Origin of the sequence: Streptomyces sp. NPDC001604 (assembly GCF_042893475.1) — a bacterium.
GTDB lineage: Bacteria > Actinomycetota > Actinomycetes > Streptomycetales > Streptomycetaceae > Streptomyces.
In genome coordinates, this window is the sequence record NZ_JBIAUY010000008.1 from 273,395 (window position 1) to 288,302 (window position 14,908).

Annotated in this window: 10 protein-coding genes and 1 pseudogene; 3 read left to right on the forward strand and 8 right to left on the reverse strand. The window is 70.2% G+C overall.

Annotation, left to right across the window (positions count from 1 at the left end; all coding sequences use genetic code 11):
* Positions 1-90: 90 nt before the first annotated feature.
* Positions 91-672 carry a TetR/AcrR family transcriptional regulator gene (locus tag ACFY1E_RS23695; protein ID WP_389079113.1) on the reverse strand — a complete coding sequence of 194 codons (582 nt, stop codon included), beginning with the start codon at positions 670-672 and terminating at the stop codon, positions 91-93.
* Positions 673-767: 95 nt separating this feature from the next.
* Here ACFY1E_RS23695 and ACFY1E_RS23700 point away from each other — a divergent pair, with 95 nt between their 5' ends.
* The gene (locus tag ACFY1E_RS23700) at positions 768-2,288 is read left to right on the forward strand and encodes an MFS transporter (RefSeq protein WP_389079115.1); all 1,521 of its coding nucleotides are present in this window, start codon (positions 768-770) and stop codon (positions 2,286-2,288) included.
* 59 nt (positions 2,289-2,347) lie between these two features.
* Here ACFY1E_RS23700 and serA read toward each other — a convergent pair whose 3' ends face one another.
* The 6 genes from serA to ACFY1E_RS23730 all read right to left on the reverse strand — a co-directional run bounded on the left by serA (position 2,348) and on the right by ACFY1E_RS23730 (position 12,332).
* The gene (serA, locus tag ACFY1E_RS23705) at positions 2,348-3,937 is read right to left on the reverse strand and encodes a phosphoglycerate dehydrogenase (protein WP_099931493.1); all 1,590 of its coding nucleotides are present in this window, start codon (positions 3,935-3,937) and stop codon (positions 2,348-2,350) included.
* A 232-nt stretch (positions 3,938-4,169) separates the two neighbouring features.
* Positions 4,170-5,168 carry a ketol-acid reductoisomerase gene (gene ilvC, locus ACFY1E_RS23710; protein WP_389079119.1) on the reverse strand — a complete coding sequence of 333 codons (999 nt, stop codon included), beginning with the start codon at positions 5,166-5,168 and terminating at the stop codon, positions 4,170-4,172.
* A gap of 118 nt (positions 5,169-5,286) precedes the next feature.
* Complete coding sequence (gene ilvN / locus ACFY1E_RS23715) at positions 5,287-5,811, reverse strand: acetolactate synthase small subunit (protein WP_059128941.1); 525 nt, start codon at positions 5,809-5,811, stop codon at positions 5,287-5,289.
* Between the two features lie 22 nt (positions 5,812-5,833).
* On the reverse strand, positions 5,834-7,687 hold the full coding sequence (locus ACFY1E_RS23720; protein WP_351475797.1) for an acetolactate synthase large subunit: 1,854 nt from the start codon (positions 7,685-7,687) through the stop codon (positions 5,834-5,836).
* A gap of 236 nt (positions 7,688-7,923) precedes the next feature.
* The gene (locus ACFY1E_RS23725) at positions 7,924-10,935 is read right to left on the reverse strand and encodes an EAL domain-containing protein (protein WP_389079123.1); all 3,012 of its coding nucleotides are present in this window, start codon (positions 10,933-10,935) and stop codon (positions 7,924-7,926) included.
* Between the two features lie 446 nt (positions 10,936-11,381).
* The gene (locus ACFY1E_RS23730; protein WP_389079126.1) at positions 11,382-12,332 is read right to left on the reverse strand and encodes a 2-hydroxyacid dehydrogenase; all 951 of its coding nucleotides are present in this window, start codon (positions 12,330-12,332) and stop codon (positions 11,382-11,384) included.
* Positions 12,333-12,407: 75 nt separating this feature from the next.
* Here ACFY1E_RS23730 and ACFY1E_RS23735 point away from each other — a divergent pair, with 75 nt between their 5' ends.
* On the forward strand, positions 12,408-13,406 hold the full coding sequence (locus ACFY1E_RS23735) for an aldo/keto reductase (protein WP_389079128.1): 999 nt from the start codon (positions 12,408-12,410) through the stop codon (positions 13,404-13,406).
* Between the two features lie 157 nt (positions 13,407-13,563).
* Positions 13,564-14,701 (forward strand): annotated as a pseudogene (locus ACFY1E_RS23740) (PQQ-dependent sugar dehydrogenase).
* Positions 14,702-14,705: 4 nt separating this feature from the next.
* Here the strand turns inward: ACFY1E_RS23740 and ACFY1E_RS23745 are convergent.
* Positions 14,706-14,897 (reverse strand): DUF6191 domain-containing protein, encoded by a 192-nt coding sequence (locus tag ACFY1E_RS23745; protein WP_389079131.1) that lies wholly within the window; start codon positions 14,895-14,897, stop codon positions 14,706-14,708.
* Positions 14,898-14,908 lie beyond the last annotated feature (11 nt).

Consider the following 14,908-nt stretch of genomic DNA (forward strand, 5'->3'; position numbering starts at 1 on the left):
TAGCGCGGGAAGACGGTGAACCCGGTCGGGGCGGACACCGACTCCTTCGAGCCCGTGTCCGTCGAGGGCACCTGATGCGGGACGGGCGGGTCAGGTCTTCGTGACTCCGGCGATCACCTGGCGCAGCCCCTCGGTGAGCTGCTCCGCGGTGGGTGCGGTCTTCGGGTCGAAGCTCCACTGGGCGATGAGACCCGTCATGAGGGTCACGTAGAACATGCCGAGCGTGTCGGCGGTCTCGTCCGAGACGTCCTCCTCGCGCCCGCCCATGAGCATCGGCACGAACCCGCGCCCCGCCTCCCGCTGGGCCCGCACCAAGTGGTCGCGCAGCTCGGGCATTTGGTCGCCCATGACCACGACCTCCATGCTGAGACGCCAGATCGAGCCCGGCGCACGCATGGTGCCGATGACGTTCGACCACACCTCCTGGAACCGTTCGAGGGAACCGGGCTCGGCGCTCATCGCGGCCCCGTCCCCCTCGAAGGCGTCCCCCATTCCCTCGATCAGCGACACATACGCCTGCGCCAGCAGTGCGTCCTTCGACCCGTAGTGGTAGCCGATCGAGGCCAGGTTGGTCCCCGACGCCTTGACGATGTCCCGCGCCGTCGTGCGCGCGAACCCCTTCTCCAGCAGGCAGCGCTTGGCGCCTTCGAGCAGATCCTCACGGTGTCCCATGCCCCCACCCTACTCCGATCCATACACCCGTCCTAGACACGTGAATTATACAATCGTTCTAGACAAGCGTTTAAGACGCCCGTACAGTCCCTGTCATGACGAACCCGACGAGCACCACCACAACACCGTCCGGCCAACTGGCCGGCCACCGCGAATGGACCGCACTGGGCGTGCTGATGCTCCCGTTGCTGCTGGTCTCGATGGACGTCTCGGTCCTGTACTTCGCGATCCCGGCGATCAGCGCCGACCTGGGGCCGAGCGGCACCCAGCAGCTGTGGATCTTCGACATCTACGCCTTCGTCCTGGCCGGCCTGCTGATGACGATGGGCGCCCTGGGCGACCGCATCGGCCGCCGCAAACTGCTCCTGATCGGCGCGGCGGCCTTCGGCATCGCGTCGCTCACCGCGGCCTACGCGAACAGCGCCGAGACCCTGATCGCGGCCCGCGCGGTCCTCGGCATCGGTGGCGCGACCCTGATGCCGTCGACGATGGCGCTGATCCGCACGATGTTCACCGACCCGGGCCAGCGTGCGAAGGCGATCGGCCTGTGGTCCGGTGTGATGACGGCCGGCATCGCGCTCGGCTCGGTGATGAGCGGTGTCCTCGTCCAGTACTTCTGGTGGGGCTCGGTCTTCCTGGTCAACCTGCCCGCGATGGCGCTGCTGCTGATCCTCGGCCCGTTCCTGCTGCCCGAGTCGCGCGACCCCGCCCCCGGCCGCTTCGACTGGCTGAGCGTGCCCCTGTCGATGGCCGCGGTGCTGCCCGTCATCTACGGCCTCAAGGAGATCCCCTCGGAGGGCTGGCACGTCCAGTACGTCGTCTCGATCACCGTCGGCCTGCTCTTCGCGACCGCCTTCGTCCACCGCCAGCGCACCGCGGCCTCACCGATGATCTCGCCCGCCCTGTTCCGCGGCCGCGGCTTCGCACCCTCCGTCGTCCTCAACCTCATCGGCTCGTTCGCCATCATGGGCTCGGCGTACTTCACCACGCAGTACCTGCAGTCGGTGCTCGACAAGAGCGCCATGGAGGCGGCCCTGTGGGCACTGCTGCCCTCGGTGCCCATCGGCATGGCGGCACCACTGGCGACCGCACTGGTCCAGAAGGGCGTCGACCGCGCCTACGTGGTCACCGCGGGCTTCGCGATCGGCGCGGCCGGGTACGCGCTCCTGGCCTTCGCGGACACGGACTCCCTCTGGCTGGTCCTGGTCGCGTGCGGCGTGCTCGCCTCGGGAGTCGTCATGGTCATCTCCCAGATCACGGACCTGGCGCTGAGCAGCACCCCGGTGGAACGGGCGGGCTCGGCGTCCTCCCTGATGGAGACCGGCGCGGAGTTCGGCGGTGCGCTCGGGATGGCCATCCTCGGCTCCATCGGTACGGCCCTCTACCGCCACGAGATCCCCGCCTCGGCCCCCGCTCCGGCCCACGAAACACTGGGCGGCGCACTGGCGGTGGCCGCTCGGCTCCCGGGGCGCGCGGGAGACGCCCTGGCGACGAGCGCTCGCGAGGCGTTCACCAGCGGAATGCACGGCGCGGCGATCGCCGGGACGGTGGTCCTGGTGGGGGCGGCGGCGCTGGCGGCGCGGGCGCTGCGGGGAATTCACGCCGGCGACAAGTAGGGCAACGCGAAGGGGCCGAGCCGACTCACGTCGGCTCGGCCCCTTCGTATGGTGATCTGTCAGACCAGGTTCACGGAACGGGCGAACGTCGCCCCGATCTCCGCCTCGACCTCGACCAGCACCGCGGGGGGCACCGTGTCGTCGACGGTCAGCACGGCCAGCGCCTCGCCACCCGCCACGGCCCGCGAGACCTGCATACCGGCGATGTTGATCCCCGCCTCGCCGAAGATACGGCCGACGGTGCCGACGACACCGGGACGGTCCTCGTACCGCAGCACGACCATGTGGTCGGCAAGGGCGAGGTCGACGTCGTACTCGCCCACGGCCACGATCTTCTGCAGGTGCTTCGGACCGGCCAGCGTGCCGGAGACCGAGACCTCCTCGCCGCCCGAGAGCGTGCCGCGCACGGTGACGACATTGCGGTGGTCGGTCGCCTCCGAGCTGGTGGTCAGCCGCACCTCGACGCCGCGCTCCTGCGCGAACAGCGGGGCGTTGACGTACGACACCGTCTCGTCGACGACGTCCTCGAAGACACCCTTGAGGGCGGACAGCTCCAGCACCTTCACGTCGTGCTGGGTGATCTCGCCGTACACCTCGACGTCGAGGCGGACCGCGACCTCACCGGCGAGCGCGGTGAAGATACGGCCGAGGCGCTCGGCGAGCGGCAGGCCCGGCTTGACGTCCTCGGCGATGACACCGCCCTGGACGTTCACCGCGTCCGGCACGAGCTCACCGGCGAGGGCGAGGCGCACCGAGCGGGCGACGGCGATACCGGCCTTCTCCTGGGCCTCGTCGGTGGAGGCGCCCAGGTGCGGGGTGGCGACGACCTGGTCGAACTCGAACAGCGGGGAGTCCGTGCAGGGCTCCTTCGCGTACACGTCGAGACCGGCACCGGCGACCCGGCCCTCCTTGAGGGCGGAGTACAGCGCCTCCTCGTCGACGATCCCGCCGCGCGCGGCGTTGACGATGCGCACGCTCGGCTTGACCTTGCGCAGCGCCTCGTCGCCGATGAGGCCGACGGTCTCGGGGGTCTTGGGCAGGTGGACGGTGATGAAGTCGGAGACCTCGAGCAGCTCGTCCAGGGACAGCACCTTGACGCCCATCTGGGCGGCGCGCGCGGGCTGGATGTAGGGGTCGTAGGCGACGACCTTCATGCCGAACCCGGACATGCGCTGGGCGACCAGCGCACCGATCCGGCCGAGACCGACGACACCGAGGGTCTTCTCGGCGAGCTCGACACCCGTGTACTTGCTGCGCTTCCACTCGCCGTTCTTCAGCGCGGCGTTGGCCTGCGGGATGTGGCGGGCGGTGGCGACGATGAGACCGCAGGCCAGCTCGGCGGCGGTCACGATGTTCGAGGTGGGGGCGTTGACGACCATCACGCCGGCCTTGGTGGCGGCGGAGACGTCCACGTTGTCCAGGCCGACGCCGGCTCGTGCGACGACCTTCAGCTTGTTCGCGGCGGCGATGGCCTCGGCGTCCACCTTGGTGGCGGAGCGGATCAGGATGGCGTCGACGTCGGCGATGGCCGGGAGCAGTTCGGCTCGGTCCGCTCCGTTGCAGTGCCGGATCTCGAAGTCGGGGCCAAGCGCGTCCACGGTCGCGGGCGACAGCTCTTCAGCGATGAGTACGACGGGTTTCGAGCTCACGTGAGTCCTCACAAGTCCAATGCGGACGGCCGTCCCGACGGCCGCAGGCGGTGGAGGTTTGCTAGCCGCGTGGAAGACGCACGACGCTGTGGGCCTGACGCGTATGTAGTACGGCAGTGTAGTGGCGCCGCGACGATCGTCCTGCGCCTCTCCGGAAGGATCACCCGTCCGTGAGTGGACGGTCTGGACAACGGGGCCGGAGCAGTCCGCTCCGGCCCCGTCGCCATGAGGCTTACGCCTCCTCGTCCACCCAGCTCATCAGCTTCCGCAGCTGCTTGCCCGTGGTCTCCAGCAGGTGCTCGCTGTCCTGCGTCTTGTACTCGTTGTACTTCTTCAGACCGCCGTGGTACTCGGCCATCCACTCACGGGCGAAGGTGCCGTCCTGGATCTCGGCGAGGACCTTCTTCATCTCGGCCTTGGTGGCGTCGGTGATGATCCGCGGGCCGGTGACGTAGTCGCCCCACTCGGCGGTCTCGGAGATCGACCAGCGCATCTTCTCCAGGCCGCCCTCGTACATGAGGTCCACGATCAGCTTCAGCTCGTGCAGGCACTCGAAGTACGCGATCTCCGGCTGGTAGCCCGCCTCGGTCAGCGTCTCGAAACCGGCCTTCACCAGCGCGGCCGTACCACCACAGAGAACGGCCTGCTCACCGAAGAGGTCGGTCTCGGTCTCCTCGGTGAAGGTGGTCTTGATGACGCCGGCGCGGGTGCCGCCGATGCCCTTGGCGTACGACAGCGCGAGCGCGAAGGCGTTGCCGGTCGCGTCCTGCTCGACGGCCGCGATGCACGGAACGCCGCGGCCCTCCTCGTACTGACGGCGCACCAGGTGACCCGGGCCCTTCGGGGCGACCATGCAGACGTCGACGTTGGCCGGGGGCTTGATGAAGTCGAAGCGGATGTTCAGGCCGTGGCCGAAGAACAGCGCGTCGCCGTCCTTGAGGTTGTCCTTGATGGACTCCTCGTAGACCTGGGCCTGGATCGGGTCCGGCACCAGGATCATGATGACGTCGGCCTCGGCGGCGGCCTCGGACGGCGTCACCACGCGCAGGCCCTGCTCCTCGGCCTTCGCCTTGGACTTGGAGCCCTCGTGCAGACCGACACGGACGTCGACACCCGAGTCACGGAGCGACAGCGCGTGGGCGTGGCCCTGGCTGCCGTAACCGATGACCGCGACCTTGCGGCCCTGGATGATGGACAGGTCGGCGTCGGCGTCGTAGAACAGCTCGGCCACTTTGGGTTCTCTCCTTGAGTGCAGGTTGTGCGTCCCACCGTATGACGGCGGGCGGAAGTGAAGTTTCGGGGTCTCGGAATACGGGCGGCCGGTGTCACCCGGCCGCCCCAATACGTCGTTACGCCGACCGGTCGAGAGCGCGCAGCGACCGGTCCGTGATCGAGCGGGCGCCCCGGCCGATCGCGATCGTGCCGGACTGGACGAGCTCCTTGATGCCGTACGGCTCCAGCATCTTCAGCATGGCGGACAGCTTGTCGCTGCTGCCGGTGGCCTCGATGGTGACGGCCTCCGGGGAGACGTCGACGGTCTTGGCGCGGAACAGCTGGACGATCTCGACGATCTGGGAGCGCGTCTCGTTGTCGGCGCGCACCTTCACCAGGACGAGTTCGCGCTGGACGGCCTGGGCCGGCTCCAGCTCGACGATCTTCAGCACGTTGACGAGCTTGTTGAGCTGCTTGGTCACCTGCTCGAGCGGCAGGTCCTCCACGTTCACCACGATGGTGATGCGGGAGATGTCGGGGTGCTCGGTGACGCCGACCGCGAGCGAGTCGATGTTGAAGCCGCGGCGGGAGAACAGGGCGGCGATCCGGGCCAGGATGCCCGGGGTGTTCTCCACCAGGACGGAGAGCGTGTGCTTGGACATGGTCTGGTTGCGTCTCTCTCGCTCAGTCGTCTTCGTTGTCGCCGAAGTCGGGGCGGACGTCCCGGGCGGCCATGATCGTGTCGTTCGAGGTGCCGGCGGCGACCATCGGCCACACCATCGCGTCCTCGTGGACGATGAAGTCGATGACGACGGGGCGGTCGTTGATGGAGTTGGCCTCTTCGATGACCTTGTCGAGGTCGGCCGGGTCCTCGCAGCGGATCGCGTAGCAGCCCATGGCCTCCGACAGCTTCACGAAGTCGGGGACGCGGGTGCCGGCGCTCGGCTGCTTGCCGTCGGCCTCGGGGCCGCTGTGCAGCACGGTGTTGGAGTAGCGCTGGTTGTAGAAGAGGGTCTGCCACTGGCGGACCATCCCGAGGGCGCCGTTGTTGATGATGGCGACCTTGATCGGGATGTTGTTCAGGGCGCAGGTGGTGAGTTCCTGATTGGTCATCTGGAAGCAGCCGTCGCCGTCGATCGCCCAGACCGTCTGGTCCGGGGCGCCGGCCTTGGCCCCCATCGCGGCCGGGACCGCGTAGCCCATCGTTCCGGCGCCGCCGGAGTTCAGCCAGGTGGCGGGCTTCTCGTACTGGATGTAGTGCGCGGCCCACATCTGGTGCTGGCCCACGCCCGCGGCGAAGATCGTGCCCTCCGGCGCGAGCTCTCCGATGCGCTGGATGACCTGCTGCGGCGACAGCTGGCCGTTCTCGGGGTGCTCGTAGCCCAGCGGGTAGGTCTCGCGCCAGCGGCTGAGGTCCTTCCACCAGGCGCTGTAGTCGCCCTGGTGGCCCTCGCTGTGCTCCTTCTGGACGGCCTGGATCAGGTCGGCGAGGACCTCGCGCGCGTCCCCGACGATCGGCACGTCCGCGGCGCGGTTCTTGCCGATCTCGGCGGGGTCGATGTCGGCGTGGACGATCTTGGCGTACGGGGCGAAGCTGTCCAGCTTGCCGGTGACGCGGTCGTCGAAGCGGGCTCCGAGGGCGACGATCAGGTCGGCCTTCTGCAGCGCGGTGACGGCGGTGACCGCACCGTGCATGCCCGGCATTCCCACGTGCAGCGGGTGGCTGTCGGGGAATGCGCCGAGCGCCATCAGGGTGGTGGTGACGGGCGCTCCGGTGAGCTCGGCGAGAACCTTGAGCTCGGCGGTGGCGTGTGCCTTGATGACACCGCCGCCGACGTAGAGGACGGGCCGCTTCGCGGAGGTGATGAGCTTCGCGGCCTCGCGGATCTGCTTGGCGTGCGGCTTGGTCACCGGACGGTAGCCGGGCAGGTCCATGACCGGCGGCCAGGAGAAGGTCGTCTGCGCCTGCAGCGCGTCCTTCGCGATGTCGACCAGGACCGGGCCGGGCCGGCCGGTGGAGGCGATGTGGAAGGCCTGCGCGATCACCCGCGGGATGTCCTCCGCCTTGGTGACCAGGAAGTTGTGCTTGGTGATCGGCATGGTGATGCCGACGATGTCCGCTTCCTGGAAGGCGTCCGTACCGATCGCCTTGGACGCGACCTGCCCGGTGATCGCCACGAGCGGCACCGAGTCCATGTGCGCGTCGGCGATCGGGGTCACCAGGTTGGTGGCGCCCGGTCCTGAGGTCGCCATGCAGACGCCGACCTTGCCGGTGGCCTGCGCGTAACCCGTCGCCGCGTGGCCGGCCCCCTGCTCGTGGCGGACCAGGACGTGACGCACCCGGGTCGAGTCCATCATCGGGTCGTACGCGGGAAGGATCGCACCGCCGGGAATGCCGAATACCGTGTCGGCCCCGACCTCCTCGAGAGAGCGGATGAGGGACTTCGCACCCGTGACGTGCTCGGGTGCGGACTGCTGTCCTCCGGATCGGGGCCGCGGCTGCGGATGGGCCCCGGTGGCCTGCTCGGTCATCGTCAGTCTCTTCTCGATGCTGAGGGTTTTTGCGAGGTTTGTACGGTGTTCAAGCGCTGCACGACTGGTGCCTGTGCAACAAAAAACCCCTCGTGCCGTAAGGCAAGCGAGGGGAGCGCGCCGGGTGTGGTCGCTGGGAGTTCCGGGTCGGTCCGGACATCACCAGCTCAGCCGACGCGCTTTCCAAGTACGAGAATTCGGGTGCGCATGGCACAGACCCTCCCCCCGGCACGCACCACGTGTCAAGTGGGTGGGACGGGAGTCTCATTATGTGAGCGGAGTCCACTTCCGCCTCCCAGAACGGCGGGGACACCACTTGTGTACACCCCTGAACCACCTCCCGCGAACGCGGGCTCGATCGGCCCGTGCGGCACCGGATAGTGGCCGGAAGCAAGTGCCCGGCGCACCCGGACCTCGTCCAGCGGACCGGAGAACGCCATGCCCTGCCCGTGCGTGCACCCCATCGCGCGCAGCGCCACGACCTGTTCGGGCAGGTCCACGCCGTCGGCCACGGACTGCAGCCCGAGGTCGGTCGCGATCCGCAGCAGCCCACTGGTGATCTTGTGCAGCCGCGCCGACTCGACGACGCCCTCGACCAGGCTGCGGTCGAGTTTCAGCACGTCGACGGGGAGTCTGCGCAGCGCCGTGATCGCCGCGTGGCCGCCGCCGAAGCCGTCCAGGGCGATCCGGACGCCGAGTCTGCGCAGGGCGGCCAGGCGTCGCTCCAGCTCGTCCAGGGAGACCCGGGGGTCGGTGTCGGACAGCTCGATCACCAGGGAGCCGGACGGCAGCCCGTGCCGGGTCAGCAGGGCCTCGATCGAGCCGAGCGGCATCGAACGGTCGAGCAGCCGCCGGGCGCTCATCGGGACCGCGACGGGCACCGACAGTCCCGCGCCGGTGCGCTCGGCGGCCTGTTCCACGGCCTCCTCCAGCATCCAGCGGCCGAGCTCGGCGGTCTTGTCGCTGTCCTCGGCGACCCGCAGGAACTCGGCCGGGGTGAACAGCACCCCCTGCGAGGACCGCCAGCGCGCCTGGGCCTCGACCGATGTGATCCGGCCGTCCTCCAGACAGACCACGGGCTGGTGCAGCAGCGCGAACTCGCCGTCGTGCAGTGCGGCACGCAGCCGGGTGGCCAGCTCCGCCTTGCGTACGACGTCCTGCTGCATCTGCGGGGCGTACAGCTCGACGCGGCCCTTGCCGGCCGCCTTGGCGCGGTACATGGCGAGGTCGGCGTTGCGCAGCAGCTCGCCCGCGCCGAGGCCGGGCTCGGCGAAGGCGACGCCGATGGAGGCCGCCACCCGGACATCGTTGCCGTCGATGAGGTACGGCTGCGAGAGCGTGATCCTGAGGCGGTCGGCGAGCTCCAGGATGTGCCGTTCGCGCGCGGAGCGGTCCCGGGTGCCGTCCCCCGCGATCAGGGCCGCGAACTCGTCGCCGCCGAGCCGGGAGGCGGTGTCCCCGTGCCGTACCGCGTCCTGGAGTCTGCGGGCGGCCTGGACGAGCAGTTCGTCCCCGGCCTGGTGCCCGATCGTGTCGTTGACGGCCTTGAAGCCGTCGAGGTCGATGAAGAGGACGGCCGTGCCGCGCAGGGACACCCGGTCGGCGGCCCGGCGGCCGGACAGGGCCTGCTGGACGCGCTTGGTGAACAGGGCGCGGTTGGGCAGGTCGGTGAGCGGGTCGTGCTCGGCGTTGTGCTGCAGCTGGGCCTGCAGCCGCACTCTTTCGGTCACGTCCCGGCTGTTGAAGATGAGGCCGCCGTGGTGGCGGTTGACCGTGGACTCGACGTTGAGCCAGCCGCCGTCGCCGGACCGGAAGCGGCACTCGATGCGCGTAGTGGGTTCCTCGAGCGGGCTGGCGGCGAGGAAGCGGCGCACCTCGTGCACCACGCAGCCCAGGTCCTCCGGGTGGATGAGATTGGCCAGTTCCGTACCCACGAGGTCCTCGGCGGGCCGTCCGTAGACGCCGGCGGCGGCCGGGGAGACGTAGCGGAGGATGCCGTTGGGCGCGGCGATCATGATGACGTCGCTGGAGCCCTGCACCAGGGAGCGGAAGTGGTTCTCCTTCTGGGCCAGTTCCTGGGTGAGGGTGATGTTGTCGAGCAGCATGATGCCCTGGCGCACCACGAGGGCGAGCACCACCGTGCCGCCGGTGAGGAGCACCACGCGGTCGACCCGATGGCCGTTCAGGACGGTGTAGAGGATGCCGAGGGTGCACACGGCCGCGGCGAGATAGGGCGTGAGGGCGGCCAGGGAGCCGGCGATGGGCCGGGCGGCCGGATACCGACTGTGCTCACTTCCTTGCGGTGCCGGGTGGTGCTGGTGCGCGCCGCCCCGCTGGCCCGGCACGTGTTCGTGCACCACGCGCGTGTGCCCGTCGAGGTCGCACCGGCCGGACTCGGCCTGCTGGCCCTGCCGGGGCGCGGCCCAGGGGGCGTACGCGAGGAGCAGGGAGCCGGCGAACCAGCCCGCGTCGAGCAACTGGCCCGAGTGGTAGCTGTTGTGCAGCAGCGGCGAGGTGAACAGGGCGTCGCACATCACCGTCAGCGCCAGCGCGCCGATGGCGGTGTTGACCGCCGTGCGGTTCACCGCGGAGCGCCTGAAGTGCAGCGCGAGCACCATGCTGACCAGGACGATGTCCATCAGCGGGTAGGCGAGCGACAGCGCGGTGTGCGCGACGCTCGGCCCGTCGAACTTGGCCGCCTGGGCGAGCGCGAGGCTCCACGACAGCGTGAGCAGCGAGCCGCCGATCAGCCAGGCGTCGAGCGCGAGGCACACCCAGCCGGCCTTCGTCACCGGCCGCTTGGCGAGCACCAGGAGCCCCACGATCGCGGGCGGCGCGAAGCACAGGAAGAACAGGTCGGCATAGCTGGGAGTGGGCACCTGCTCCCCCAGGACGACCTCGTACCACCCCCAGACCGCGTTGCCCAGGGCGGCCATGGCCGAGGAGAGGGCGAACAGCAGCCAGGCGGGTCGAAAGCGGACACGGCGGCTACGGGCGTACAGGAACAGCGACACGGCGGCGGTGCCGGCCGCGGCGCTCAGCCCGAAGTCGCCCATGATCAGCGAGAGTTCGTCCGAACCCCAGCCGAACGCGGAACCGACGGCGTATCCCGCGCACACCAGGGCCAGAACGAGTTGGGGGACCAGACCGTGTCCGCGGCCGGCGACCGGCGGACGGGGTACCAGCGTCCCCTGCGAAGGCTGTACCCGCACCGCTGCGGCGAGGGTGGTCGTGGGGGGCGGGGGCGAGCTCACCGGGCCCACCCGGTCCGCATCGCTCCCAGGTCCCGCGGCTCCCGGTGCGCTGGGTGCGCATGCCCCCGGCGGCTGTGCCTGCGGTGGTGATGGCTGTGACGGCAGCCGTGACTGCCGTGGTGACCGCGTCTGCGCGCGGCCGTACGCCAGAGTCGCCTCCGGCGGCCCCGTCGCGTCGGATCGCTCGCCCATAGGCCGTGCATCGCCCGTCGCCCCCCTCACAGTCTGAATTTCCATCCCCGGCGCCGAACGGTGCGGCGCAGCCCCTGCTCGGGACGATACACCAGTCTCGTCACTCAGGGACATAGTTCCTCTACGCTCCGTGACGACCAGCGGGAATGTGAGCACGGACCGCGTCCGCAAGGTTGCGGAGGGTACCGGAAGCGGATTACACGCCCGTTGCGCCCGTCGCGCGGGGCGCGCAGGGGACGCTCAAGTCGTCGGGGTCACGCGCCGTTCGCGCCTGTCGTAAGGATCACGTTGCGCAGCGGCTCCCGGTTCAGGAAACGGGTCAGCTGGTCCACCAGCAGCCGCTTGGCGCGGGGCAGGAACGCGGACGAGGGGCCTCCGACATGGGGGCTGATCAGGACGCCGGGCGCGCGCCACAGGGGGTGTTCGCGGGGCAGCGGCTCCGGGTCGGTGACGTCCAGGGCGGCGGTGATGCGGCCGGATTCCACCTCGGCGAGCAGGGCCTTGGTGTCGACGACGGGGCCGCGGGAGACATTCACGAGGAGCGCGCCGTCCTTCATCCGCGCCAGGAAGTCGGCGCCGGCCAGGCCGCGGGTGGCCTCGGTGAGGGGCGTGACCAGGACGACGACATCCGCTTGTGGCAGCAGGGCGGGCAGATCGGTGAGCGGATGCACCGGGCCGCGCGCCGTGGTGCGCTCAGAGCGCGCGACGCGCGCCACCCGCGCCACCTCGAACGGAACGAGCCGGTCCTCGATGGCGGATCCGATCGACCCGTAGCCGACGATGAGGACGTTCTTGTCCGCCAGCGCGGGCCGGAAGCCGCCGAGCCACTCCCCGCGGTCCTGGGCGCGCACGAAGTCGGGGACGCCGCGCAGCGAGGCCAGGATCAGCGTGAGTGCGAGCTCCGCGGTGCTCGCCTCGTGCACCCCGCGCGCGTTGCACACCTGCACGCCGGGACGCAGGTGCTTCAGTCCCGGCTCCAGGCTGTCGATGCCGGCCGTCAGGGTCTGTACGACCTGTACGCCGCTCAACGCGGGCAGGGGACGTACGCCCACGTCACTGGGCTTCATGTAGGGAACGACGTAGAAGACGCAGTCGGCAGGGTCCGCGGGGAAGTCGTCGGCGCCGTCCCAGAAACGGTACTCGGGGCCCTCGGGAAGCCCCTCGATCGTCTCGGGCGGGATGGAGAGCCACACGTCAGCAGTCATGTCAGGAGGCTATGTCAGGTTCATGGGAGCGCAGAGGTTAGGTTGGGGGGCCAGGACAGGGAGGGTCACGAGCAGGTGGAGCGCAGGACGATCGGCGCGGGGGCACTCGCGGTGGGGGCCGTCGGACTCGGGTGCATGCCGATGAGCTGGGCGTACAGCGGGTCGCGGCAGCGGGGCGACGCATCGCTCAGGGCGGTGCACCGGGCGCTGGACGCGGGCTCGACGCTCCTGGACACGGCCGACATGTACGGCCCGTTCACCAACGAGCTGCTTGTGGGGCGGGTGTTGAAGGAGCGCCGCCAGGACGCCTTCGTGTCGACGAAGGTCGGCCTGCTGGTGGGCGAGCAGCACATCGTGGCCAACGGCCGCCCCGGCTATGTGAAGCGCGCCTGCGACGCGTCCCTGAGGCGCCTGCAGACGGACGTCATCGATCTCTACCAGCTGCACCGTGAGGACCCGGAGGTCCCGGTGGAGGAGACATGGGGCGCGATGGCGGAGCTCGTACAGGCCGGAAAGGTACGGGCGTTGGGGTGGTGCGCGGTGGGCGCCCGCGGCGGCCGGCGCTCGGGCGGCCGACTGCACGACGCGACGATCAGGCAACTCCGGCGCGTCCAGCAGGTGTTCCCGGTGAGCGCGGTGGAGGCCGAGCTGTCGGTGTGGTCGCCGGAGGCACTGGAGTCGCTGCTGCCGTGGTGCGAGGCGCGTGACGTCGGCTTCCTGGCCGCGATGCCGCTCGGCAACGGCTTCCTGACCGGCACGCTCACCCCGGGCCAGGGCTTCGAACCGGACGACGTGCGCGCCCGCCACCCCCGTTTCACCGCGGAGATGATGGCCGCGAACCAGCCGATCGTGGCCGGCCTGCGCAGGGTCGCGGCCCGGCACGGCGACGAGGTCACGCCCGCCCAGGTGGCCCTGGCCTGGGTGCTGGCCCAGGGACGGCACGTGGTCCCGGTCCCGGGCACCAAACACGAGCACTGGGCGGCGGAGAACGCCGCGTCCGCAGCCCTCCGGCTGACCCCGGAGGACCTGGCCGAGGTGGCCGGGCTGCCGGGGGCGCGGGGATCCTGGGACTGAGGCACCGCGTCGTGGGACCGAAACCGGGCGGGTGGCCGCGGCGGCGGAGATTCGGGATTCGGGGACCGGGAACCTGTGAGGCGCGGGCGGTGTAAGACAAGGAGAACCTGCCGCTGGACCGCCGCCCGAAGGGACCAAGATCGTGCTACGACGAGCTGTGCCGGCCGTGCTGGCCACGACCGCGCTCCTGCTGACGGCGGGCTGTTCCTCCGGCGGAGGGTCCGGGGGCGGCGGTGAAAGAACGGGGCCGGGCACCGCGACCTCGTCACCGTCTCGGCAGGCGGCCGAACAGGCCCCGCCCGCCAAGGGCTCCGTCACAGTGCTGCGCACGGTCGCGACAGGTCTGAAGACCCCGTGGGGCCTCGCCCGGCTGCCCGGCGGGGGCCTGCTCGTCTCCTCCCGGGACGAGGGGACGATCACGAAGGTCGACGAGAAGACCGGCAGCAAGACCGAGCTGGGCAATCTCCGGGGTCTCCCCCGCCGGAGAGGGCGGCCTCCTCGGCATCGCGCTCTCCCCGGACTTTGCCGCGGACCGCATGATCTACGCGTACTTCACCTCGGCCTCGGACAACCGCATCGTCCGCCTGCTGTACGACGCGAAGAAGCCGGCCGGCGAACAGCTGGGCGCCCCGGACACGATCTTCAAGGGCATCCCCAAGGGCTACATCCACAACGGCGGCCGGATCGCCTTCGGCCCGGACGGGATGCTGTACGCGGGCACGGGCGAGAGCGGGAACCGGGGCCTGGCCCAGGACAGGAAGTCCCTGGGCGGCAAGATCCTCCGTCTCACCCCGGAGGGCGACCCGGCTCCCGGCAACCCCTTCCCGGACTCCCCCGTCTACACCTACGGTCACCGCAACGTCCAGGGCCTGGCCTGGGACCCCGAACAGCGCCTGTTCGCCTCGGAGTTCGGCCAGGACACCTGGGACGAGCTGAACGCGATCAAGCCGGGCGACGACTACGGCTGGCCGGACGCCGAGGGCAGGTCGTCCGACCCCGAGTACCACAACCCGCTGGCCCAGTGGCACACGGACGACGCCTCCCCCAGCGGCATCGCCTACGCCGAGGGCTCGATCTGGATGGCGGGCCTGAAGGGCCGGCGCCTGTGGCGCATCCCCCTGAAGGGCACGGCGGCCGCGGCCGATCCGCAGCCCTTCCTGCAGGGCAAGTACGGCCGCCTGCGCACCGTGCTCCCGGCCGGCGGCAACAAGCTGTGGCTGACGACGAGCAACACGGACGGCCGAGGAGACCCGAAGTCCGGCGACGACCGGATACTGGAGCTGGAGGTCGGCTGAGGGATCACTCCTCAGCAGCGTCCGACTGCCCCTCCTGCCGGGACGGCCGTACGACGACCTTCCCGGACTCGAGGTCTATCGGCCCACGTCCGGGGTCGTTGTCGCCGACGTCCTCGCGGGTCAGTTCCAGCCTCTTCTTCTCGTCGCGGGTGTGTTTGCGGCCGGGTGCGAAGAGTTCCTCGAAGACGTTGAACATCGCTCTCCCTT